A 23785-nucleotide genomic window follows, 5' to 3' on the forward strand; every position below is an offset into this window, starting at 1 on the left:
TGGTGCTCCTTGACTGGTGTTCATGCGGCCCGGCTACGGCGCGGCTGGGCTTTCATGCCTGCGGACAGGCCAGAGGCGATGACGGCGGCGATCTCGCGAGGCGGGTTCGGATGGCCTTCGGCGTTCGCGGTCTCGGCTGCGGACTGGAGGGCGGTGATGACGACCTCGGCGGACAGCACGCGGCGTGCGACGAGCTGGCCGAGGTTGAAGGCGGCGGTGTTGAGCGCGCGGTTACGAGTGCCGCGTGGGGCAGTGGCCACGCGTTCGACCTCGCCGCGTAGTGCGGCCTCGCCGTACTTGGTCAGCCGCTGATCGGGCAGGCCGGCCAGTAGATCGGCGACGCTCAGCGAGGGCGGTGCGGCGGGTGTGAGTGCCTTGGCGAGCCAAGCCGGGAGCGGCGCGGGTGGTAGGTCGCGGATGATTTCGTACAGGCCGGTGCCGTCCGGTTGGCTGACGTGGCTTCCAGGGCCGACGACGTAGCCGCCGCAGGCGCGGGTGTCGATCAGCCATCCGAGCCCGCCCTTGTGGCCTGCGCTGTTGCGCAGCCGTAGACCCTCAGGCGGGGTGAAGTAGAGGTGTGTGCCGCCGCGCCGGGTGCGGATGGTGAAGGTGTCGTCGGGATACGGCTGGGCATGCTCGGCGCACAGGAGGCGGAAGACGTGCTCTCCGTTCTGCGGGTGATGCTGGGCGGGGCCAGCGGGCGGGTGCTCACCGGGCTTGGGCTGGTCGAGGTCGATCACGACCAGGCGGGACGGGCCGCAGGCGATGCCGATGTTGTACGGCTGGCGCGTCCAGAAGGCGGCGATCCGGTCGGTGTCGGTGGTGGCGTGACGCTCCCAGGCGGTGAAGCCGCGCAACGGCTTCTTGCCACGTGGGGTGAGCGGGAAGACATACCAGCCACGAGCGGCGGCCTGGAGGGCGGCGCGGGCCAGGTCAGGCCACACCATTGGACGCCTCCTTGGCCGCAAGGAGCCGCAGACGGTAGCCCTCGGCGTGGACGTGCATGAGTGCGTCCAATGGGGTGGCGGCATGCGTGTCGAGCGTGAGCCGATCCCGGTCCAGGGGCCGGTGTGGTGCGGTCGTTCGGGTGTAGCGGTGGGAACGCGTGCTGGTCGGTGTCATGCTGGGCAGTGCCTTTCCTCGTGATCGGGGTGGGTGGCCTCGGCGGTTGTGCTTGGCGGCTGGTCGCCGAGGCCGTATCCCGGTGGTGCGTGAGCGCGGCTAGAACGGCGGCTTATCGCCCATAGCGGCGGTGGTAGCCCACACGTCGGGTGCGCCGCTGTTGGGGCTGGTAGGGGCCTTGCGGGTCGCCCTGCTGGGCTTGGCGGTGGCGAAGCGCAGGGACGGGCCGATCTCGTCTACGGTCATCTCGAAGACGGTGCGGTGCTCGCCCTCATCGGTCTCGTACGTGCGCATCCGGAGCTGCCCGGAGGCGATGACGCGGGTGCCTCGCGTGAGGGACTCGCAGATGTGCTCGCCGAGGTCGCGCCAGGCCGAGCAGCGCATGAACAGGGCCTCGCCGTCCTCCCACTGCTCAAGCTGCTTGTTGTAGACGCGCGGGCTTGAGGCGATCGTGAAGGTGGCGACGGCCGTACCGGTCTGGGTGAAGCGCAGCTCGGGATCGTTGGTCAGGTTGCCGATGATCGTGATGGTGGTCTCGCCGGACATGGCGGACTTCCTTCCTCGTGGCCTGTGTTAGTGGGTGCCGTCGCGGTACAGGCGGCGGAGGTAGACGTAGAGCTGCCAGCCGAGGCGAGGCCGCATGCCGGTGCCGTCGCAGGCGCGGCAGGTGCAGTTTTTGCCACCGGGGCGGCATCGGATGCAGCGGCCCCAGGGCCACGCAAGGCAGACGATGATGTAACTGAGAGTGATTGACGGGAGGCAGACTGCTAGAAGGGTGAGGGCAGTGGCCATGTGGGCCTCCAGGGCCGATTCCAGGGTTTCCGCAGGTCAAGGTCTAGGCGCTAGATCGCAGGTCGGGAGCGGTTTTGGGCTCTAGGAGGGCCTCTAGACCTAGAGGGGGTTGCCTCTAGGTCTAGAGGCGATCGGCTGAGCTACGAGGCCCTACCTCTGTCACGGTGAGTGACTGCGGTGACGATGTCGTCGCGGGTGACGCCGATGCGGTTCGCGCCCTTGCCGCCGCCCTCAGGCGTGCCCCACACCTGCATGGTCTTGATGGCGTACGGCTTGAGCGCAGTCGTGAGCTGAGCTGTCTTCGCGCCGCCCTCCAAGCGCGCCCACGCGCCGTAGACGTCCGGCCGCAGCTCGGCGAGGCGATCCACGATCGCCTCGTTCCACACCTTGGTTTCGGACGGCGGGACCACGGCCAGGACGTCGGCGAGCAAGTCGAAGGTGGGCGCGTGCTGCTCGGGCGTCTCGCCGAGGGCGTGCCCGCTCAGCGCTCCCGTGCTGGCGCGCAGCGCGCGGGCACGGTCGGCGATGCGTTGCGTGGCGGGAGTGTCCAGGTAGGCGGTACGGACGACCTTTGGCATCGGGGTTGCGCCGAGCAGGTAGCCGATACCGGCGTCCATCCTGGGTTGGAAGACGGTGGCGCGGATGCCGTTCTTGTAAGCGGACGTGCCGAGGATCATGTCGTTCTCGAGTTGGCCGGCGACCCGCAGGCAGAAGCGGATGGTGACGTTCGCGCTGATGCCGGTAGGCAGGCTGTCCTTGTCCGGGCGCTGAGTGGCCAGCACGAGGATCACGCCGAGGGCGCGGCCGAGCTTGATGATGAACTCGGCGTCATCACCTGCCTTGTCGCCATACTCAGCGTGAGCGAACAGGTTCTGGCACTCGTCGAAGATGGCGACCAGCGGATGTAGCCCGAGCGAGCGTTTGTCGGCGATCTGCCGGGTGACCTTCTTGTCCGGGCACAGGTCCGGAGGCAGGGCCTTGAGGGCGGCGGCGCGGCGCATCACCTCCTTGCGGAGCAGCGCCAGTGAGTCGGCGGCGTAGCAGATGGCCTCGTCCTCGATGCCGGAGACGTAGCGGTGGCAGTTCTGTTCGTGCGGGTCGAGGTCGCCGGTGCCCTTCAGCTCGTGGATCCACAGTTCCGCGCTCGGGTCGAGCGCCGCGCCGGAAGCCAGCACCCGTACCGAGGCGGTCTTGCCCTGGCCGGGCTGGGAACCGATCAGGATGTTCTGCTCGATGAGCGGTACGACGATGGCGCGGCCTCGCGGGTCACAGCCGAACGGGATGCCCTTGAAGACGTCGTGCGAGCTGGTCTTGAACAAGGGGGACTTGATGACGGTCTTGGACAGGTCCTTGTCCCCCACCCACAGAATCAGCCGTCCCTCGTGGATGGTCGAATCGCCCTCGGGCCAGATGCAGCCCAGCGGACGGCGTAGCGCCGAGGCCATGCGGTCGCGCTTGTCCATCACGTCGGCCACGGTCACGCCGTACGGCAGATCGATGTCGGCCCGCCAGCCGGGACCGTCGCGAGTAATAGGGGCGACGAACCGGATGGCGTCCTTCGGGTTCCTGGCGATGGCCTGGTTGATGCCGGCGATGCCGAGCACCGTGAGGGACCGCACGACGATGTCGCTGGTCAGCTTCTCCACCGTGGACGGTACGACTGCGCGGTTGATCAGCGGGCGGTCGGCGGGCTTGCCGAGGATGCCGAGCGTGGCGATGGCGACCGCGAGCGCCATCCACTGCACGGGGTCCGTCTGATCGGCCACGATGACGCCTGCGATCAGCAGCGTGACGAGGGCGGTGATGGAGATCAGGGTGCGGAGTCGTACGCGGGAGTCACGCTGCCTGCTGAGCTTGAGGTACGCCTCGGGGTCGGCCTTCTGGACGGCGGCCAGGCGTACCGGTTCGCCCTCCAGGTCGAAGGTCCACTTGATGACGCCGCCCACCAGACGCAGGAAGCCTCGCGGGGCGCGTGCGCTCAGTCGTCCGCCGTACAGCGGCACGCGGCAGACCTGGTATCCGACCACGTGCAGGTAGTGGAGGCTGACCCACTTGATGGTCTCGATGGCCTCAGTGCGGGAGCGGAGCCACAGTGGGACGATCGGCTGCCGGCTGCGCGCTTTCGCCTCCAACGCGGCCCGCCAGTCCGCAGCGGTCGGACCGGGTTGGTCGACGCGGACGACCGCGCCTTCCAGGACCGGCCCGTCCGCGCCCGTGGAGCAGTCCTGCTCGGACCGATCGGCGGGATTCCGCGACTGGCGTCCCGAACGAGCGGCGTCCAGGTGGACGATCTCTGCGTCCTTGCCGTTCTCCAGGTCTGGATCGGTGGTCCGATCCGGGACCTTGTCGTCCTCGTGGTTGGGTTTGTCCTGCTGGTGGGTCATGATGTGTGCACCTCGTTTGACTTGCTGGTCGCGGGGTCCTGGGGCGCGGTCGTTGTCTTGGCGGATGAGGCCGCGCCCCATGTGGCGGTCAGGGACGATGCGCGGTCGAACCGCTTCTCGTCCGGTCGGTCTGCGGGCATCTCGGTGGCGGTCGGAGCGTGCGGTCCGTCCGAGGTCATGTGCGTGTCGGTGATGCTCCGGGCCATCACGCCGCCTCGTCTTCGCGGACGGGCGTCGTCTGTTTCGCGTAGCCCTCGCTCTTCAAGCGCGACAGGAGCGCCCCAGCCCGGTCGGTCGAGATGCTTTGACCTTCGCGGCGAATGGCATCTCGAAGGCGGTCACGTGTCAGAGGCTCGCCTTGTGCCCTGAGATCGGCTGCAACGCGTCGCCCGAGAGGGACGAGGTCGCCCACGTTCGGCTTCGGTGGTAGAGGCTTCTTGGCGTGGGTGTGGCTGGTGGCAGGACGCGTACGCAGCGCGGGCGGCATGGTCGGGTGGGCGTTCTCCAGATCGACACGTACGTCTTCCGCTCTCATCGGGATGTTCTTCGGTGTGAGTTCGCCGAGGTAGTACAGCGCTCGCTCGCGGCGGGTGGCCTTCCAGCGCCAGAGTCGGCCGTAACGGTCCTGTAGCTCTGTCTTGGCCAGGACGCGTTCGCGTTCGCGACCGAGAGCCTCGGGATAGCTGCAGATCTCCCAGAGCACCATGCGGCGCCAGAGCGCGACGGTCGCCATCGGGGCGAGCAGCCAGCGTGAGCGACGGATCCCGTCCATATGATCAGGCTTGGCCAGGTCAGCACGCTTCCGGATGACGTGGGCACCGACCTCGATGGCGATGACCCATAGCAGCGGAAGCAGCGCATGGGCGACGACCGCGAACCAGTCGGTAGAACCGGGGGCGCTGAGATAGGCGGCCACGTTGAGGTAGACCGTCGCGCCGGTTAGCGCCCATGGAATTAGGCGCAGCCAGCTCAACCGCATGCCGAGACGAGCCAGCACGATGTCGAGTGCCGAGAACACGGCTATGCCGAGGTCGATGCCAAGCGGGACCGTCCAGGCGAACCAGCCGAACGACGGGCCGGCGGCGTGGGCGACGCGTTCGAAGCTGTTGATGAACCCAATCAGCCCGAGCGCGCCGGTAACGGCGGCTGTGACGGCTACAGCTGTGCGCTCGCCCTCGGTGAGGGCGCGGGGCGCGGTGTGGCAAGTGTTCATGCGGCCATCTCCTCCGCACAGTCGAGGCAGGTGCCGAGGCGGCGCGGCAGCACGTAGCCGGCATCTGTCAGGCATTCAGGGCAGGTACGGCGAGCGGCGTTCGCCTTCGACAAGGCGGCGCGCTGGCGTGGGGTTGCGGTGCGCTTGGGCAGAGCGAACCGGACGTCGTACAGGTAGGCGGCGCGGACGCCGGGCGCGCCGTAGCGGCGGGAGCACCACAGGACTTGGGCTTGAACTCCCTGGCCGCCAGGCCGTAGCCCTTCGGCGGTGAGTTGACGGAGGGTGCGCAGGTGCGGCGGAGCCATCTTCCACGGGTAGGTGGGGATGCTGTACCGATCGCCGGTCGGGTCCCAGAAGCGGGCGCGGATGCGGCTTGCCATCAGGCCACCTCCAGATCTTCCAGTTCGGCGGCCTGCTCCGCTATCTCGGCGGGCGTCCGGCCTGCCCAGATGCCCGAGGTCGGCCGCGTCTGCAGTGCGTACAGCTCGCAGAACAGCAGGGCCGGGCAGGTGGTGCAGATGTCGCGGGCGACGGCCTCGCGGGCGGCGCGTTCCTCGGTGGTCTCGATCGTGAGCCGAGGGCCGGTGTGCAGCTCAGGGTCGTAGGTGCATTCGGGAAGCGGCGTTCCGCCGTCTACGCGCCATGTCGCTTCGACCTCAGCGAGCGACATGCGTGCCGGGTGGATCGGGCGGTTGGTGTTGTGAGCCACTGGTGGGTCTCTCTTCCTGCGGTTAGTTGCTGACGGTCTGGACGAACCGCGCGAACGACTCGGACGCGCTCATGACCAGGTGCGCCGCCGCCTTGACGATGGTTGCCGCGCCCTCTGGGTCCTTCAGGGCGTAGAGGGCGGCGCAGATCATGAGGACGGTCGGGAGGACCTTTCGCGGACGGACAAGCATGTTGAGCCCTCTCGGTTCGAGAACCCGCAAGCAGGTTCTAAGAGATATAGAACATGTACAGTCACGGGGAGTCAAGTCCACAGCACCGGTCGTGTTGGGTTCCTGCGGGTCTCGCCTCGCTCGTTCCTGCTGACTCAAGAGTTCCTCGCCGGGGGCTCCGGCAACACTGTGATCGCCCCCGGGACTGAATGCACAGGGGGTGCTTTTGGGGGTGCTTTCGCCTCTCGACCAGGAGAAACGCCCATACCAAATTTGTAGAGCGCGAGCCGCGGATGCCTTGTTCGCGCCATGATGCAAAGGCGCGGATATCCGGAGGTGAACGTGTCTCGAATGCCCAATGTTGCGCTCGCGCAGGCCATGCGGCGTGCAGATTGCTCAAATTCGGGACTTGCTTCGCGCGTGCGGCAAATCGCCCAGAAAGACGGCATAAACCTGAGTTGCACTCATGTGGACGTCAAGCGATGGCTTGATGGCGTGAAGCCTCGGTCGGCGACGGCACGGTTCATCGCCGAGGCCCTCTCTCAGAAGGCCGGCGTGACGTTCTCGTTGGACGACATAGGCCTGGGCAGCGTCGTCACTCCAGAGACGCTGGAAGCCAGCCTTGCCCACGGTGGCGGGATCTCCGATGTCGGAAGCCTCTTGCTGGGCCTTACCCGGCGTGACCTCGCCGATGATCCCGTAGCCCTGGAGTCTGTGATCGTGCCGGACGCCTGGAACGAGGCTTTGATCGCGTGGCTGCTCTCACGGCCTGATCCGCATCACACCAGGGAGAGTGCTCAGCCATCTGTGGGCGCGTGGGACGTCCACGCAATTCGGGCGACAACTGAGATCTTCGCCAACATGGGTTTCCAATTCGGCGGCGGTCACGCGCGTTCTGCGCTCATCCAGTATTACAACCGCGAAGTCGTCCCGATGCTGGACGGCAAATTCACCGAGTCGGTCGGACGATCGTTGTACGCGGCGGCTGCGGAAATCACCGAACTGGTCGCCTGGACGGCCTACGACCTGGGCAGGCATGGGCTCGCTCAGCGGTATTTCCTTCAGGGGCTACGCCTCGCGCAGGCATCGGGTGACCGCATGATGGGCGGCCTGCTGCTCGCCGATATGAGCCATCAGGCGAACTACCTTGGCCGTTACAACCAGGCGATCCAGCTTGCGCGGGCAGCTCAGGAAGGGTGCAAAGACGTCTCCACCGCCACGCCCATGGCCCTGTTCTACGCCATGGAAGCACGGGCCCACGCGGGAAACGGCGACGAGGTCCAGTGCGCTCGCGCTTTGCTCCAGGCCGAGACGTATTTCGGTAGGCGCAATGTGGACGATGACCCGCCATGGTCGCGCTACTTCGACGCCGCGGAGCTGGCGAGCGAGGGCGCGCACTGCTATCGCGACCTCAGGATCCCCTCGCAGTCCATGGAGTTCGTCGGCCAGGCCGTCGGTCTCTGCGACCCGATGTACGTGCGGACACTCGCCTTCGACCGTCTCGTCCAGGCGGCCAGTTACGTCCACATGGGCCACCCCGCAGAGGCCGCCTCGGTCGCGCTAGAAGCCGTCAACCTTGCCGGCCCTCTCAAGTCCGCTCGTTATCTTCGGTACCTTCGAGACCTGAAAGCCGACCTCGCGGGTTTCAGCTGCGAAGATTCAGTCAGGATATTCAACAAAATCATCGCCGAGAAATACCCTTCTCTCGGCGGCTAGTACTCCAGCCGCACTTGATGAGAGGCATGAGCCGCAAGCTGGTTCATGTTGATGATTGCTTGAGCATGCGTGTCTATGCCTGACTGTGCGTGCCTGTGCGTGTAGCCGCGTGAAAGGCGAGCGGCCACCGCTGTGATCATTCAGGTGTGATGGAACTGAAGATCAGGCGGTGGCCGCGTTGGCCAGAGTAGAACATGTCAGCGCCGCTCGTCTGCAGGCGGACCTGGATACCGGGTTCGCGCTGGTGGCCGGACGCTTCCAACGCCCTGAAGTCCGGCGACGGGCCCGCGCCTGCATCGAGGGGATGCTGTCCGGGCTGGAGCGCAAGAACGGCTGGTCGCTGGCCGAGTACGCCGGTGAGACCACCCCGGATGGGATGCAGCGGCTGTTCAACGCCGCCAAATGGGACGTCGACGGCGTGCGTGACGACATCCGCGACTACCTGATGGAGCACCTGGGCGAGCACGACGGGGTCCTGGTCGGCGACGACACCGGCTTCGCCAAGCAGGGCGACTGCTCAGCCGGAGTGCAACGGCAGTACACCGGCACGCTCGGGAAGGTCACCAACTGCCAGATCGGGGTGTTCCTCGCTTACGCCTCCGGCCGCGGCCGGGCCCTGCTGGACCGGGAGCTCTATCTGCCCAAAGACTCCTGGATCGCCCGGCCGGAGCGCTGCGCAGCCGCACAGATTCCCGAACACGTTGCCTTCGCCACCAAACCCCAACTCCTGCAGGCCATGATCGAACGAGCGCTCGCGGCGGGCGTGCCGTTCGGCTGGGTCACAGCCGATGAGGCCTACGGCGACAATGGGCCACTGCGCCGCGACCTGGAAACCAACCAGATCGGCTACGTGCTCGCGGTCTCCCGTTCCCACCAGATCACCACCGGCGTCGGCAAGGCCCGCGCCGACGTCATGGCCGGCAGGGTGCCCAGGAGCGGATGGCAGCGCCTGTCCTGCGGAGCGGGCGCCAAAGGCGAACGGCGTTACGACTGGGCGCTGATCGCCACGGACAGCCCCACCCATCGCCTGCTGATTCGACGCTCGCTCAGCAACCCCTCTGACCTGGCGTTCTATCTGTGTCACACACCGCGGCCCGTGCCGTTACAACGTCTGGTCGAGGTAGCCGGAGCCCGTTGGACGATCGAGGAATGCTTCCAGACCGGCAAGAACGAGGCCGCCATCGACCACTACCAGGTCCGGCTATATCCGGCCTGGTACCGCTACATCACGCTGGCCATGCTCGCCCTGGCCTTCCTCGCCGTCACCCGCGCCGCCCTGGCCCGGGAGCCCACCCCGTCGGCCGCTACCGACCAGCCCATCATGATCTCCGCGAACGAGATCCGTCGCCTCTTCGCTCTGCTGACCCGGCCGCCCACCAACGAAGAGCACATCCTGAGCTGGTCATACTGGCGGCGGCGCCATCAGGCCCGCGCCCGTCGAAGCCACTACCAGCGTCAACGCCTCAAAGATCGATAAGTGCGGCTGGAGTACTAGAACGCCCGCCACTGACGAGGCGCGTCCGGATTCTGCAGGCAGAACATGCGATTGCGGAACTCGTGAGCGATGGCCTCATCTTCACTGACGTTCTGCATCAGCCATGTCGTCATCTTCAACTCATTGATGTCCCTGAGCACGGGATAGCCTTCCCAAGCCAGGACATCGAAGCCGTAGCACTCCGCGAACTGGTCATACTCGGCACGGGTACCCCAGCCCAGGGAGTGTTCAATGGCCGTGACAGCGAGATCGGTCTCAGGAGGGCCAAAGGCGAAACGCTCGAAGTCGATCAGTACGATGGTGCCATCGGCGGTCTTGATGAGATTGTCAGAGTGAGCGTCACCATGTACGGCACAGGCGGCGAGAGGAAAATCCAGGGCCTCATAGTCTGTCTGAAGCTGGCGATATTTCCTTAGCAGGAACTGACGTTCCTCGTCCGAGAGGACATTGGTCGAGGAGATGCGTTCCGAGACGCGTCCAAGGATGTCCATCTCTGGCAGTGCCAGATCTTCAGGGACCGGCATCTGGTGGAGAGTCCGCAAGGCCTCCGCCAGGTCGATCAACGTCGCGGGACCGCCACCGTTGTCGATGAAGTGCCACAGCGTGACGGGTCTGTCTCTGACAACAAGAGGTTGGGGGTGACGGGTCGTTCGCGCCGCCGGCACTCCCGCGTCATGAAGCCAGGCGGACACGGCTACCTCTTTGCGAGCGTCGTCAAGCACGTCCAAGCTCCGCGCGATGCGGACGACAACCCGTTCGGCCGCCAAAACGAAGAGGGCATTCTCGCCGAGACGGATCAGCCGCGCGTCTTCGCTCGCGAGGCCGGCAACCTTGCATGCCTCCTGAAGGGTCGCCTGTGCTTCCTGAGAGGAGAACGGGACGGCGGCTGACTGGTACACGGTCACTAGGAGTCCCTTGGTTGCGTCTTGACCACGCGGCCTCTTCCGGCCCGCTTCTCGACTATCCCTTCTGCTTCTAGCAGCGCGAACGCCCGTCTAATAGTGATGCGACCAACGCCTCGCTCTTGGGCCAGTGCAATCTCTCCAGGAAGCACAGCACCAACGGCGAACCTCCCTCCGGCTATGTCCTGCCGCAGGGCAGCGGCAACATCGTCAGCGCGCGTCCGTGCATGGTCGGGGCCACCGACGAACCACCCTTTGCCATGGACGGCGGCGATCAGCTGTTCAGAGGCAAGCAGTTGGAACGCCTGCCGGACAGTCCCCTTCGAGACGCCGTACTCATCCGCGGCCGCCGCTTCGCCCGGTAGTTGCTGGCCGGGTGCGAGCTCGCCACTCTCGATGCGCTTGCGTAGAGCCTCAGCGATCGTTTCGTACTGGGTCGCGGCAGCACGGCCGGCGCCTGACGGCTCGTCTCCCAACACTCTGCGTCCGCGGCCTGCCTCGCTGGCCACCAATCCCGTACGCTCCAGCTCGGCGACAGCCTGGCGGACAGTCCCTCTCGCCACGCCGTACCCGCGAGCGAGGTCTGCCTCGGAGGGCAGCATTGCGCCGGCGGGCGGATCTCCTTCGCGAATGCGGCGGCGAAGGTCCTCAGCTATCCGTAGGTAGGTGGGGCCAACCTTCGCCTTGCTCATCGCGCTCCCTCGCCGAGCCACACTGCCTCTAGGGTAGAGCGGACGGGTCTGGATGTGCGAAGCATCGCAGCCCAACGCCTTTGTTGTTGTCCTTCCCGCTGAAGCGCAGAGAGACGCCGTGTGGTTCCAGGTTGAGGGCAGGCCAGAGGGGCTCGCTCAGGCAACAGGCCTGGGGCGTGCCCTTGGGCGGCGACTCCGGGACTTGGCGGCTAGGGAGACCATGGCATCACTCCGGTGCTCGGCCTCGTGAGCGGTAATGAGAAGGATCCAGATCGGGCGCGCCTGCCTATAAATCCCTCTCCCGGTCTCTTCGTAGCCCCCAGAGCGTCCGGCTCGAAGGATGAGGAACTGCCCTCCCTGGCAGGCCCATTCGTAGGCGCCGCAGCATGAAGTCTCGGTGATCCGAATGCGATCTCTTGCGGGACGCGCGTATCGCTCCCATCGCGGGACCGTTCCATCAGGAAGCTGAACCACGACACGTCCTCTCAGGGGGCGTACTCCCGCAGGTAGCGATGGACGGTGCGGCGGCTCCGCTGCCAGGTGCAAGCGAAAGCAAGCTCGAGCGGCGTATCGGCCACCACCTCTTGCCTGATGCCGAAAGCGACCTCATCGGGGGTCAGCATGGGCAGCGGCCTCGCCCGCCATCTGCCGTGAGCGTCGCGCCAGACGTAGAACCGCTTGAACGCACCTCGCAGGTCATCGGGCAGGGTCCTAGGTGCGGGAGGCACCGGTGGTTGATCGTCTGGTGTTGCGCTGGACAGGGAAGTCAGTCCGCCCCCGCCCGCCGATCGACGACCTCTCGCGACCGCGAGCTCGGCTCCGTTCCAAGCACGACTGTGCTCATCATCCGAGGTCATGCTGCGCCTCCCCAAACCAGCGCAGGATGGCCCATGCCCGATGCCCGTTGTGGTCGCCGGACGCGCCGAAGGATGTGGTGGCGCTGGATAGTTCGGCCGTCTCGAAGCCGCCGATGTTGTCGTAGCCGCCTGGATCGTGGACCTCGATGCACAGGCTGTCGGGGCCCACGTCGATTCGCGTTTGGATGAGTTGGCCTCGCTTGGTGCGCCGGATGGCCGCAGCCATCAGGGCACGGGCGACGCGCTCGGCGTCGCTTGCGAGATCTGGGCGTTCGGCCTGAGCGATGCCGCGTGCCCAAACGCCGACGATGTCGATGCTGTCCGGAATGGGCGGTAGGTGCTGCTGATACATCACGAGCAGAACCTTCCCAGGTAGGGTGCGCTGCATCCCGATAAGCTTGAAGCTTACCGGTAAGGCTGTCAAGCTACCCGCGTGAATCGAGAAGACGAGCGCCACTTGTACCTGCGGGTCGCCGACCAACTGCGCGAACGCATCAGGTCAGGAGAGTTGCGGGAAGGAGATCGCCTGCCCTCCGTCCCAGGGCTCGCGAACGACCTCGGCATCTCGCGCTCCACCGCCTCGGAGGCACTGAAGGTGCTTGTGTCCGAAGGCCTCGCCGTCGCGCGGTCCGGGGCTGGCACGTTCGTTCGGCTGCCGCGGGAGCCGCAGCGCCTGATCCGCGCGTGGTACCGGGCGACGCCGTACGGCTCACCGTTCATGCAGGACATGGAACGGCAGGGCCGCGAGGCCGGTTGGACCTACCAGTCGCAGACCGTCCAGGCTCCGCCCGAGATCCGCGACCGCTTGAGCCTCGATGAGGCTACGGGCGATGTGGAAGACGTCGTTCGGACTGACTATGTCTTCTCGGCGGATGGCGAGCCGGTCATGCTCTCGACCAGTTGGGAACCGCTGGCGATCACGCGCGGAACGCCGATCGTGCTGCCGGAGGATGGCATGCTGGCCGGCCGCGGAGTAGCCGAGCGCATGCTGAGCATTGGCATGCCTATCGACGATTGGGTGGAAGAAGTCGGGGCGCGACCTGGCACGGCTGAGGAATGCGAGCGACTACGGCACGCGCCGGGCTCAATCATGGTGACGATCCAGCGTATGTACTACTCAGGCGAGACGCCGGTGGAGACCGCCGAAATCGTGGTACCAGCCGATCGGTTCACGCTGGTCTACAGCGGCAAAATGGGACGCGCCTCCGGCCCCGACAAGCCATCGGCCGAGGAGAACGCCTGACCCTGTTTCTCGCCCCGACTCCCCGAGAATCGGGCGGACCAGGTGCATGGGTGGGCTGCCGGGAAACGCCTCTGTTGAGGAGACGTTTCAGCTAGGCTAAATCGGTTAAAGTCGCGGGGGCCGTCATCGTTGTCCATGAAGCGCCACAGCGTGACGGGCCTGTCCCTGGTTACGAGAGGTTGAGGGCGATCGGTCGTTTGCGCCGCTGGCAGTCCCGCCCCATAAAGCCAGGCGGACACAGCCACCTCTTTGCGAGCGTCGTCAAGAACATCCAGGCTCTGCGCAATGCGCACGACGACCCGTTTAGCAGCTTGAACGAAGAGGGCATTCCCGCCGACGCGGATCAGCCGCGTGTCTTCGCTCGCGCGGCCGGCGACCTCGCCTGGGGAACTACGGGACTTCGGTGGCATGCCTGAGGGCGTGCCGGTCATCGAGATCCTATCTGGCCCCCGAAAGCATCGCCGCGTGCTACGTCGCGACTACGTGGAATTGATCTTCAACTCGTAAGCGAGCGCTCAAATCGCCCCGCTAGATACTTAGCTGCCCACCGAGTCTTGCGGCGCTGATGGACGAGACTCATCCGATGGTTGTTCAAGTTGCTGTTCGCGCTTCCTTTGCTCCTCGCGCAGTAGCTCAATCGTCTCGGCGAGGGTGGACAGCAATTCACGTGGTGAAAGACTTCGGTAGTGCCGAATCTGCAACTCAGCCGCCTGCCACTCCTGCTCAATAGCATCTGCTGTCTGCCGCAAATACATACTCCTCTCTCTATATTTGAAGTAACCAATGAATCCAGCAGCTACACCAACGCCGAAAGTTACAATTGCAGCTATCCATTGAACGGCTTGTATTGCAATAGCTAGGCTAGTTATGCTAGACGCTGCAATGGATCCGACTATGACAACAGATTGCAGCCAGCTATGAATTCTCCGGTAGTATGATGCCCGATTCCTGTATTCGGAGATAAGGTCAGGAATACGTTCCCGATACGCAGCCTGAGGTTCCAGTACACCAGTGTCGTCAGTTGCAGGGTCGACACGAGTTCGACGCTTCTGGTCGTTGAGTTTAGCACGCCTTACTTCTAGCGCCTTTACAGCTTCTCGTCGATTCCACCAGAATACGGAGAGGGCGATAGTCGCAAGACTTAGCAGGAAAGCAACTCCGCCAGGCGTAGAACCGGCAGGCTCGGGAGAGGTTATCCCTGCAAGAATCCACATCAACGTTGCTAAAGCCAAGAAAACAAAGATGCCAGCTACGGCAAGTACGAGTTTCCGCTTGACGGCAGCGATCTCTGCCTCACAGTCAATCAGCATCTCACTTAGTGGCTTATCGTCGCTGCTCATCTCTCTTCACTCCGCGGCTGTGGTGTCGATTCAATCATGCATCAAGGTTTTTAAGTCCTCAAGGGCCTGGCAATAGCCAACCACGTGCGTGATAGTCGGGGGGTGAACTGGAGCCAGATCACCCCTGCACTGTTTGGCTCGCCAGCAGGCTCGCACGTATTGCTCGGGAGTGTCACAAGTGGAGACTGCACCGCGACACCGTGGTTCCGATCAACCGGTTCGCACTGATCTGCAGCGGCAGGATGGGGCGCGCCTCGAACCAAATGGCCACTCGGTTCCTCCGATTCTCGCGAACGCGGACGAGGCACGAAGCCGGGGGTAAGAACAGGGCGGATTCCAACACTAACTGCGTCTAGACGCTCCTGACACCAGCCACTACTTCCAGCGCCTCGGAGTAATCCGCGTGCAAGCAGTCTAAGTTGCGGTCTATTAAGGCTACGGTTTCAGTCCAGCCGCCCTGAGGCATATCAGACCTCCCTGCGCCAAGAGGCAAGTTCAGCAAAGCCCAGTGATCCAGCACTCGGCTCTCCGCCTCAAGGGCAAGGTGCCCCGGTAACAGTCGTTTCGCAATTAGGCTCCACCCATTTCGCTCGTGGTCGCCTATCCGGCTGCTGCCCTCATTGCAGATGCCGATCTTTCCCGCACCAAGGGCGCGATTCACGAGCAGGTACAGATAGCCTGGACGGTTTGGTTGGAACCCATACTTAGCACAGTGGCGGCAGGGAGCGCGTTTTTGTTGGGTCACTTTGTCCAAGGTGGGAGCCACGCGCTTACCGCAGGCGACGTGCTGTGCCGGCCATGGAAGCTTAACGCTTAGAGGGAACGGAACGAGCGGCCTCAGTCCTGCGTTCTCCATGACCTCGAAAGCGGTCTCGGGGTCGGTGGCAACCTTCGCACAGAATCGGCACTTGTGTACCGTCTTCCTCGCATTACACAGCGTTGGATCGACGATCCTCTTGCATCTTTGGCAGCGACTACGCCAGGCAGCGTTGGAACCCGGGTAAGGGACAAGCGGCTCCAATCCGAGAGACAGCATTTCGGCGTATGCTTCCTCGTCAGAAATACGCATTGTGCCAGAGCAGTAGTAGCACGCACCGTTGTTTGAGTAGACCACGCTGGAGTAGTAGACGTCGATCTCCCTATGGCAGGTGTTACAGCGACACCGCCAGGTTACCTGCGTGCCAGGAAAGTCTTCCAACGGCTCGACACCAGCTTTCCGGATCCTAGCCACGGCTGTCTCAGGTTTCACCCTTCTCTTCTCCGCAGCCTTGGCGGAACTCTTTCGCTGCCCACAGTGGAAGCATGCACCCTGCTTCCTGGTGACTACGCTGGTGTACGAGGATCTAGTCTTCTGCTTGCACGTCTGGCATATTCCGGGCCAGGGCTTATCGGCTCCTGGATACGGCACCTGCGGGTCGGTTCCTCGATCCCTCATCGCTTGAGCCCTAGCTATCGGATCGATCTGTGCCACGACGCCTTCCCCTCATCCGCAAGTGACGGCACTCATACTGGTTAGCAGTGATTGGTGCATATAAACAGCCAGCGATCGTGGATACGCGCTCATCATAAGCATAGAGAAGGCTGTTTATAGACGAGATGGAGCCAAAGCGCGAGATCGCAAGTGGCATCACAGGCGAACTATGCGAGGGGCGCAGTCTACCCCGCCTTTATGTTCACAAAATCGATCTTCAATGAATGGACCACTAAAACGCTTTGCCGGCACAGAATCGGCAGCCGCCGCCGCGAGCGCGGACGTTTCCGTAACGAGGTGAGACCACGGCCTCGCATTGAGTGCAGCGGGAGCGCCACGGAGACATACTGCCGGGGTAGTCGTCTAGAGGCTCCAGGCCCGCTGCTCGCATTACCGCTACCGCCTCCAAGGGGTCCACGCGTCGACCCTTGCAGAATCTGCATCCATGTCCGGCACGGACACTGCCCAAGGTAGGAGAAACCTGGCGCCTGCAACGGTTGCATGTACTGAGCCATGGAGCCCGGCTGCCGGGATAGGGGACTAGCGGGATGAAGCCCGCTGCACGCATAACCTCGGCAAGCTCCGCTCGGTCAACGGCAACCTTGGCGCAGAACTTGCATCTTGATCCCCGGCGAACGCTTATCAACGTGGGAGATGTTCGTCGCCCACAGTGCATACAGAGTGAGGGCCAGGGAGTGCGACTGCCTGGATATGCCTGCAATGGCATCAGGCCTGCTTCCTTCAGGAGTGCCTCCGCATGCTCAGGAGGGATGGCCGAGGGAGACATGTTCGAGTTGTCCTTTCGTGCTGTTGCAACCCAACTTAGTGACGAGTGACGGAACAGGCGGGAGATTGCAAAACATGTGACCCAGGTCACATGAGATAGCTCCTCCATGGGGCCGTGGGCCACATGTGGGCCGCCCACGTCATTAGCGAGTGATAACTACGCATCGCGCCTGGTCAGGGGTGTGCCTGCACTGCAATCTGCAACCCTCTCCGGAGCCGGGTGCGTAGGTTCGAATCCTACAGGGGGCACACAACCTTGATCAGCGGCTCAGGTCGCTGACCAGCGCAAACATCACAGGAACGGGCGGGCCTCCAGTCTCACGGAGTCCCGCCCGTTCTCGTTGTAGCTCGCATGTTGTGGGCCGACCGTTGGACCATGATCACCTTCCGTCAATGCCATAGACGGTGGCGGGCGGCAGGTCGCCGGCACCTGCTCGGATGCAATTGCGAGATCGGCCCGGGGAGGCGGATCTCTCGATCGCCTGCATGCTGATCATTGGTCGGCAGCCTGCGATCAATGTTGTCGCGTGCCGGGTGGCCGCCACACAGCCCGGGCAATCGAACATTCCCGGGAGAAGTACTGCACCGTCAGAGCCACGCTGTGCCTCTTCGGGGGGGTAGCAGCACCACGACCTTCTCCCTTCCCCGCGAAGCGGGACACAGCGGACGGTCCATGTCAGTATGACGGTGGGTCCCCTCCGAGGAGTGTCCGATGTGTAACGATGCGTTGCTTCCTGGCCCTGTATCCGCCGCCCTGGCCGATTACCGCGCGCTCCGTGACGCGCACGGCCCCTGCTGGGGCGAACCGTCTCTGTCCTACGTCGTCCAGGCATGGGCGACCGTCTTCCTCGACCGCCGCTACGACTTCTGGAACACCGGACTGCGCCAACTGGCCGAACGCTACCCCGACGTGCCCGCCGCCGAGCTGGAGGACTACCTCGGCGAGGTGGATCCCGACCGGGTGGTACGTGACGCGCTCGCCGGCGACATCGTGGACAACCTGCCCGTGTTGCGCCTGACCCCCCGCGGCTGCGCGGTGGAGGCCATCACGCGAATCGTGCTGGAGGGCGAACCGTTTCGTACGGCGTTGCTGCTCGACTCCAGTAGGGACGAACCGGTCACCGTGGTTGTGGACGGCACCCAGTACACGGTGGAGGCGTGCGGTGCCAAGGTGGTCGAGGTCGCCGAGTCCGTCGTCGTCGACGGGCAGCCGGTCGATCTGGCGCCGCTGAGCAGGCGGGTGCCGGCGGCCGGCGTGCGGTTGCGCGCGGGGTTCCCGTGCCGGTGGAGCGTGACGAGCGCGAACGGCCAAGGCTGGTACCCCGATGGCGCGCCGCCCAAGCTGGACGCGCACCGCCGACCGTTCTTCCACGGCGACGACCTCGTGGTCCCCGTACCCGCCGAGCCCGTCACCGTGACCGTGGCCAGAGGGATGGAGTACGACACCTCCGAAGTGACCATGACTCCGCGGGCCGGCGCGGAGACGCTGGTGGAGCTGGCGCCCGAACGGCTGTACGACGCGGCCGCCCGCGGCTGGTACGGCGGCGACCTGCACGTGCACCTCAACTGGATGGGCGAGGAGCCCGCCGCGCCCGAGCTGGCCGCCGCCGCACAGCACGGCGAGGACCTCCACGTGCTCAACTTGGTGGCGGGCAACGTGGCGAGCGAACGCGTCTACGATGTGGAGGCGCTGGAGCATTGGGTGGGCAAGGACCTGCCGTGGTCCGACGACCGGCACGTGGCCAGGATCGGCGTCGAGTACCGCAACGACGTGCTCGGCCACTGCACGGCGTTCGGTCTGCACGGGCTGCCGAGCCGCTACCACACGGGGTTCGGCGGCACGGCGGACTGGCCGCCCAACATGGCGGCGTGCGAGGAGCTGAAGGCACTCGGCGGGATCGTTTCCTACGGTCACCCGTTCCACACCGCGTTCGGCGACGACGACCCGCCGGACGTCGTACTCGATCGCGGGCGGTCCTGCGCGGCCAGGGAGATCGTGGCCGACGCCGCACTGGGCTTGATCGACTCCCTCGATGTGCTCAACCACTCCTCCGTCTTGGCTACGGCGGCCGTGTACCGCCGTCTCATCGGCGCGGGCAACAGACTGGCGGCGACGGCGGGGACCGACGCCGTGCTGTCGTTCTGCCGACGCGGCCCCGCCTCCGCCCCGCCCGGCTGGGAGCGTGTCTACGCCAACGTCGCCGGCCCCCTCACCGCCGAGTCCTACGCCGAGGCGATCCTGCTCGGCCGTACGTTCGCCACCACCGGGCCGTGGCTGGAGCTCACGGTGAACGGGCACGGACCCGGCGACACGCTGAACCTGCCGCCGGGACAGGAGCTGGAGATCGTGGTCTCCACGATCGGGCCGGAAGTCGAGGAACTGGAGATCCGCACCGCTGCGGGCGTCCTCGCGCAGGGGCCTCCTGGGCGGCTGGTGGCCACGATGACGGCGGACGAACCGACGTACGTGGTGGCTGTGGCAACCGGCGGGCCGCATCCGCGCTCCCAGCACCGGCGCGGCGCCTACGCCCACACCAGCCCTGTGTACCTTGACGTCGCGGGCGGCCACGTGGCCAGGGAGGCGGACGTGCGCTGGTGCCTGGCCTGGCTGGACCGGCTGGAATCGATCCTGCGCGAGTCCGGCCGCTTCGACACCCCCGCCCAGTTGGACGACCACCTGGCCCTGTACGAGCGAGCCAGGCAGGTCTACCGCAACCGCCTGCCCTGACCCCGGCCCGCCGGAGCGCGCCCGGCCCCGGGGACGACGGTCCGGGCGCCGTACGGTCGCACATGCTCACCGATCCAGTCGTGCGCCGTGCGCTCGCCACGCACCCGGAGACCACCAGGGCTCGCGTTGGAGGCCGGGCGCCCGGTGTCGGCGGAGTTCCTGATCGACTGCGTCTGGGGCGAGGAGCCACCCGCCGGGGCCGTCAACGGGCTGGTCTCCCGGCTGCGCAGGACGCTGGGCGGGCCGGAGTCGGTGGAGCTGGTGGCCGGCGGCTACCGGCTGCCGCTGCGTCCCGAGGACGTGGACACGCACCGGTTCGAGCAGCTTGCCGGGCAGGCCAGGCGGGAGCTCACGGCCCGCCGGCCGCGGGAGGCCTCCTGTCGGGCCTTCACCGCTCGAAGGCTGAGCTGCCGTTCCCGTGGCGGCTGCTCCTGGTCCGGCTCCTATGTCTCGGGCCGGCCGTCGTGAGGACGACGTCGAGATCCAGGGGTTCAACCGGTTCGAGCTCGCCGCTGGAGATCATGTAGTACCTGGCGGGCCACCGCCCTTGGGTCACTCTTCTGGAGCAGGGAGACTTTTCACACGAATGACGGGACATGATGGAGCCCGCCCGTAGTGCGCAGGCCTGGTGCGTGGTCTTCAGGCCCGAGAGGCGTATGTCACCTCGGCAGCCCGGCTCTGGCTGATTGAAGCGCTTTCCCGGCCTCGATGAGCTCGGTCATGGACGCGAGGAAAAGCTCACTGTTCTCTTCCCCCAGGCTTTTTTGGCAGTTTCGGCCTCCATTGCCGGCCTGGGTGATGAATGTTTGCCAGAAGGCCTGGGTCTTATGGTCGGGGGCCGCGAAGTAGCGGCCCGCATCTCCGGCGATCTGGCTCATGCGGGTGCACAGGGGGCCGAAGATCGACGGGTCGATGTTGCCACGCCTGGCCTGAGCGGCGTCCTTCAGACTCTCGGAGAGACGTGCGACATCGGTCTTGTAGCGTTTGTCCAGGTCCCATCCGCCGTGTGCCCACCAGGCCTTCATCTGAAGCTGCCTGATCTCGGTGGACACCACCGCATCGTCGAGGCCTACCACCTGTCGCACCTCGGAGAGGGTGCCGGGTCCGGGCGATCCTTGCTGTGCGGCCGCTGCGAGGGGTGCCGCCACCGCGGCAGCGCACAGCACAGCCGTACAGGTGCGCCGCGCGGCGAGCCTGCCGTTCGGCCGGGCCGAATACAGCTCGCGGGTCGCACCTCGGGTCTTGGACCGCACCTTTCGGGCCGCCGATACGATTCCGGCCGCCACAACAGCGGCAACCGCGGCGAGCACGAGAACGTAGCCCGTGATTGTCTGAACGAGCGTCCAAGCCGGATGCGGCAGCCAGTGGCAGCGAGTCGCCATCGTGTTGAGCGGCTGGAGACACCCGTCCGCGGCGGCGAGCACGAAGCGGCCGGCGAGGCCGCCCAACGCCACAACCTCAGCGATGATCAGTGCGACAAGCAGCCGGTAACGGCTCGCCACGACGCTCGCTGCCGTGGCTGCCGCCGCGGCGGCGGCCACCAGAGCCACGAGCACCCACGCCTGGTAGACCAGGGCGTAGAAGCCTCCTCGATCCACGGGTGGAGGCTGCCAGGTGTGCATGTATCCCATCACGATGGCGACGGCGGCCCAGCACGTCAGTACCCCCAGCAGCACGACCCACAGCACCCGCCGCCGCAGCGGCACCCCCTTGTCCAGCGCCTCCGACCGGCCGGGCTCGTTCAGGGAATCGAGTGCCCACAAGGGCGGACCGGTGGTCGGGCGGAACGTCCAGGTGAGCAGTGGCACCACCCACAGGGCCATGACCGCGGAGAGGACGAGTGGCGTGTCGAGGCTGGTCAGGACGGGCCACACTGCGCCGATCGCCGATTGCGTGGCCGGATGGTCGCCCGGCGAGGCGCCGTACAGGTTCTGCAGTATCCAACGCATCCCGGCGAGGTCGACCGTTCCTGTGCTCGTCAACAGCACACCACTGCTCTGCCACCACACGAACCACGAGAACAGCACCAGCCATGCGGCCGCCAGCCCCAGGAGCATGGCCGGCCGGATCGTACGCCCCGGCCAGACCCTGACCCACAGTTCGGCGCATTGCGCGGTCCACCAGGCGAAGGCCACCCCGGCGAACAGCACCAGTGCCAGAACCACCGGGTGGTCCGGCAACCACCCCAGGACCGCGATCCGATTCAGAACCAGTTCGCCGGCCGCTGCTCCGGCTCCCAGCCACAACCCCGCGCGCACACCGGACGGCGCACGGCGCCCGGTCAGCACCGCATGAGCCACAGAACGCCACAGCGCGACCCCGGCCACACCGGTGACCAGACCCGCCACCAGCAGGGCCGACATCTGGCCCATCCAGGTGCCTCTGGCGACGAGGGGCAGGTAGTCCGCCACCTGAACGTCGATGAGCGGAGCGGCGGCCCCGGTCAGGAACATCGGCAGCGCCTGCACACCGAACAGCACCGCCGAGTCGGTGACAGCGTCCCGACGCAGCGTCCAGCGCGGGTGCGTACGCCACAGCTCGGCAAAGGATCCGAAAGCCTGCCGCAACCGGCCCCTGGCCGGGGCGGACACCGTGAACGCCAGAGAGCGCAGGTCAGCGCCCCAGCGCGTCGCGGCGAGGTCAGCGTAGATCTCCCGGCTGCGCAGGACGTCCGAACGGGCGAGATAGACCAGGAGGATCATGCAGACCGGAAGCAGCAGCCCTCGCGTGGTGAGCGCCGTCTCGCCAGGCCAGAACGGTGACCGTACGGAGGTGGGAATCGCGGTGAGGTACCAGAGGACGTACGGGAGGAGCACGAGGACGACGAACACCCGCCACACGACGATGGTGGCGTAGGTGATGGTGACGTCGCCGTTGCGGATGTGGGCGAACTCGTGCATGACGGTCGCCCGGAAGCCGTCGGGAGCGGCGGTCCTGCGGGCGAGCAGCCCACCATGCAGGCACACGATCGGGCGGCGACTGCTGCCGAAGACGACGGCGTCGGTCGTGACCGCCGTCAGGTCCACAACGATCCGGGGCACGCGAGCCAGGCCGGCCACCGCGGCGAAATCCTCCAGCCCGCGCCGGATCTCGCCGTCGTGGTCGATCACGTCCAGCGGTACGAGCCGGCCCCGCCAGGCCTTCCAGCTCGGCAGGCACAAGAAGAGTGCCACGGCCGCCGCCACCACCAGGACCGGCCACAGGAGGGGCAGCCACCAAGGCGCCGCAGGCTCGTAGCGATCCACGCATGCCCAGTAGGCGTCGTGGTACGCGATGATCCTCGCGGAGACGGCCCGGTTGGTGCCCTGGGTGGGATCGCCGCCGGCGGCGAGCAGACAGCCGTATCCGTACCCGCCGTAGTACGTGCTGGCCACGACCTGCATCATCGACCCGCTACTCACCAGCAGCAGGGTCAACAGCAGGATGAAACGCATGGTCGTGCCCGCGCCCATCGCCCGCTCGTCGATTCGCGGCGCGGCGGCCATGGTCCGCGTCACTGGTTCTTCGTCAAGGCGGCGCCGTTGTCCGGGCCGTCCGGTTCCTGCGCGTCCCCCTTCGGTGCGGCCAGCGCGAGCCTGCCCACTACGGCGTCGGCGATGAGCCGTGCGCGAGTGTCGTCGAGCCCGTGCTCCACAGCGGTCTCAAGCACCCGCCGGTGGACCTCTGCGAGCTCTTCACGCGTCAGATCAGGGACGAAGACGGCCGCTGCCGGCCTTCGGAAGATCTTGCGCAGCACGGCCTTCGTTCTTGCCGCCGCGCCGTCCACGGCGGCGTTCCCCACCCGCCGTGCGGCCTCGTCGACCATGAGCCACACCACCGGAGTCACCAGGGCCGCGATCTCCCCCAGACCGAACCCCAACGGCTCACGCCTGTCGCCCCGTCGCCCCAGGCGCTGAATCACGACATCGTCATCGAGCCTGGCCAGCCCGTCCACGAGCAGGAGTTCCTCCGGCGCGGTCTCCGCCACCACATCGCGCACGACGTCGCGAACCCTGGTGGTCCCCGCCCTGCTCACATGACCGCCGCTGCTGGGCGAAGCTGCTCCAGAACTCATGAGGCCCTCTCTTCATCGCGTTCTGTGATGCACTTGCCGCACTGTGCAGGATCACCATCCTCACTGAAGGAGTCTGGCGCTGTAGGCGAACGCGGAAAATCGCATGAGTGTT

The 23785-nt window shown here is 65.8% G+C and carries 19 protein-coding genes; 5 read left to right on the forward strand and 14 right to left on the reverse strand.

The features are described from left to right. Positions 1–20 precede the first annotated feature (20 nt). The 7 genes from ACIHAD_RS01805 to ACIHAD_RS01835 form a co-directional block, all read right to left on the reverse strand. Positions 21–947, reverse strand: a complete 927-nt coding sequence (locus tag ACIHAD_RS01805; RefSeq protein ID WP_397352407.1) for a bifunctional DNA primase/polymerase — start codon at positions 945–947, stop codon at positions 21–23. Between the two features lie 274 nt (positions 948–1221). Continuing rightward, on the reverse strand, positions 1222–1668 hold the full coding sequence (locus tag ACIHAD_RS01810; protein WP_397352408.1) for a single-stranded DNA-binding protein: 447 nt from the start codon (positions 1666–1668) through the stop codon (positions 1222–1224). Between the two features lie 386 nt (positions 1669–2054). Next, positions 2055–4298, reverse strand: coding sequence for a cell division protein FtsK (locus ACIHAD_RS01815; protein WP_397352409.1), 2244 nt, complete (start codon positions 4296–4298; stop codon positions 2055–2057). A 205-nt stretch (positions 4299–4503) separates the two neighbouring features. Next, positions 4504–5511 (reverse strand): DUF2637 domain-containing protein, encoded by a 1008-nt coding sequence (locus ACIHAD_RS01820; RefSeq protein WP_397352410.1) that lies wholly within the window; start codon positions 5509–5511, stop codon positions 4504–4506. Then, positions 5508–5891 carry an RRQRL motif-containing zinc-binding protein gene (locus ACIHAD_RS01825; protein ID WP_397352411.1) on the reverse strand — a complete coding sequence of 128 codons (384 nt, stop codon included), beginning with the start codon at positions 5889–5891 and terminating at the stop codon, positions 5508–5510. The genes ACIHAD_RS01820 and ACIHAD_RS01825 overlap by 4 nt, the downstream gene beginning before the upstream one ends. Beyond that, the gene (locus tag ACIHAD_RS01830; RefSeq protein ID WP_397352412.1) at positions 5891–6181 is read right to left on the reverse strand and encodes a WhiB family transcriptional regulator; all 291 of its coding nucleotides are present in this window, start codon (positions 6179–6181) and stop codon (positions 5891–5893) included. The genes ACIHAD_RS01825 and ACIHAD_RS01830 overlap by 1 nt, the downstream gene beginning before the upstream one ends. Positions 6182–6242: 61 nt before the next feature. After that, positions 6243–6410, reverse strand: coding sequence for a hypothetical protein (locus ACIHAD_RS01835; protein ID WP_189138686.1), 168 nt, complete (start codon positions 6408–6410; stop codon positions 6243–6245). Positions 6411–6740: 330 nt separating this feature from the next. On the opposite strand from ACIHAD_RS01835, the gene ACIHAD_RS01840 reads away from it, so the two are divergent. Both ACIHAD_RS01840 and ACIHAD_RS01845 read left to right on the forward strand, forming a co-directional pair. Continuing rightward, positions 6741–8105, forward strand: a complete 1365-nt coding sequence (locus ACIHAD_RS01840) for a hypothetical protein (RefSeq protein WP_397352414.1) — start codon at positions 6741–6743, stop codon at positions 8103–8105. Between the two features lie 211 nt (positions 8106–8316). After that, positions 8317–9582, forward strand: coding sequence for an IS701 family transposase (locus ACIHAD_RS01845; RefSeq protein WP_397353025.1), 1266 nt, complete (start codon positions 8317–8319; stop codon positions 9580–9582). Between the two features lie 14 nt (positions 9583–9596). On the opposite strand, the gene ACIHAD_RS01850 is transcribed toward ACIHAD_RS01845, so the two are convergent. The 3 genes from ACIHAD_RS01850 to ACIHAD_RS01860 all read right to left on the reverse strand — a co-directional run bounded on the left by ACIHAD_RS01850 (position 9597) and on the right by ACIHAD_RS01860 (position 12406). Beyond that, entirely contained in the window at positions 9597–10505 is a 909-nt protein-coding gene (locus tag ACIHAD_RS01850; RefSeq protein ID WP_397352415.1) for a phosphotransferase, read from the reverse strand. Continuing rightward, a complete protein-coding gene (locus ACIHAD_RS01855) occupies positions 10505–11194 on the reverse strand; it encodes a GntR family transcriptional regulator (protein WP_397352416.1) in 690 nt (229 codons plus the stop codon). The genes ACIHAD_RS01850 and ACIHAD_RS01855 overlap by 1 nt, the downstream gene beginning before the upstream one ends. A gap of 843 nt (positions 11195–12037) precedes the next feature. Continuing rightward, positions 12038–12406, reverse strand: a complete 369-nt coding sequence (locus ACIHAD_RS01860) for a hypothetical protein (protein WP_397352417.1) — start codon at positions 12404–12406, stop codon at positions 12038–12040. 78 nt (positions 12407–12484) lie between these two features. Between ACIHAD_RS01860 and ACIHAD_RS01865 the strand changes: the two genes are divergently transcribed. Next, entirely contained in the window at positions 12485–13294 is an 810-nt protein-coding gene (locus ACIHAD_RS01865) for a GntR family transcriptional regulator (RefSeq protein ID WP_397352418.1), read from the forward strand. A 536-nt stretch (positions 13295–13830) separates the two neighbouring features. Here the strand turns inward: ACIHAD_RS01865 and ACIHAD_RS01870 are convergent. Further along, positions 13831–14634, reverse strand: coding sequence for a DUF4231 domain-containing protein (locus ACIHAD_RS01870; protein ID WP_397352419.1), 804 nt, complete (start codon positions 14632–14634; stop codon positions 13831–13833). 352 nt (positions 14635–14986) lie between these two features. Then, positions 14987–16105, reverse strand: a complete 1119-nt coding sequence (locus ACIHAD_RS01875; protein WP_397352420.1) for a hypothetical protein — start codon at positions 16103–16105, stop codon at positions 14987–14989. A 1498-nt stretch (positions 16106–17603) separates the two neighbouring features. On the opposite strand from ACIHAD_RS01875, the gene ACIHAD_RS01880 reads away from it, so the two are divergent. Beyond that, positions 17604–19619, forward strand: a complete 2016-nt coding sequence (locus ACIHAD_RS01880; protein WP_397352421.1) for a CehA/McbA family metallohydrolase — start codon at positions 17604–17606, stop codon at positions 19617–19619. A 144-nt stretch (positions 19620–19763) separates the two neighbouring features. Then, the gene (locus ACIHAD_RS01885; protein WP_397352422.1) at positions 19764–20087 is read left to right on the forward strand and encodes a hypothetical protein; all 324 of its coding nucleotides are present in this window, start codon (positions 19764–19766) and stop codon (positions 20085–20087) included. Positions 20088–20278: 191 nt separating this feature from the next. Here the strand turns inward: ACIHAD_RS01885 and ACIHAD_RS01890 are convergent, their stop codons facing one another. Both ACIHAD_RS01890 and ACIHAD_RS01895 read right to left on the reverse strand, forming a co-directional pair. Next, positions 20279–23116, reverse strand: a complete 2838-nt coding sequence (locus tag ACIHAD_RS01890; protein ID WP_397352423.1) for a M48 family metalloprotease — start codon at positions 23114–23116, stop codon at positions 20279–20281. Further along, complete coding sequence (locus tag ACIHAD_RS01895; RefSeq protein WP_397352424.1) at positions 23113–23598, reverse strand: hypothetical protein; 486 nt, start codon at positions 23596–23598, stop codon at positions 23113–23115. Before ACIHAD_RS01895 ends, ACIHAD_RS01890 begins: the two co-directional genes overlap by 4 nt. Positions 23599–23785 lie beyond the last annotated feature (187 nt).

This window comes from Nonomuraea sp. NPDC052265 (assembly GCF_044547985.1).
Taxonomy (GTDB): domain Bacteria; phylum Actinomycetota; class Actinomycetes; order Streptosporangiales; family Streptosporangiaceae; genus Nonomuraea.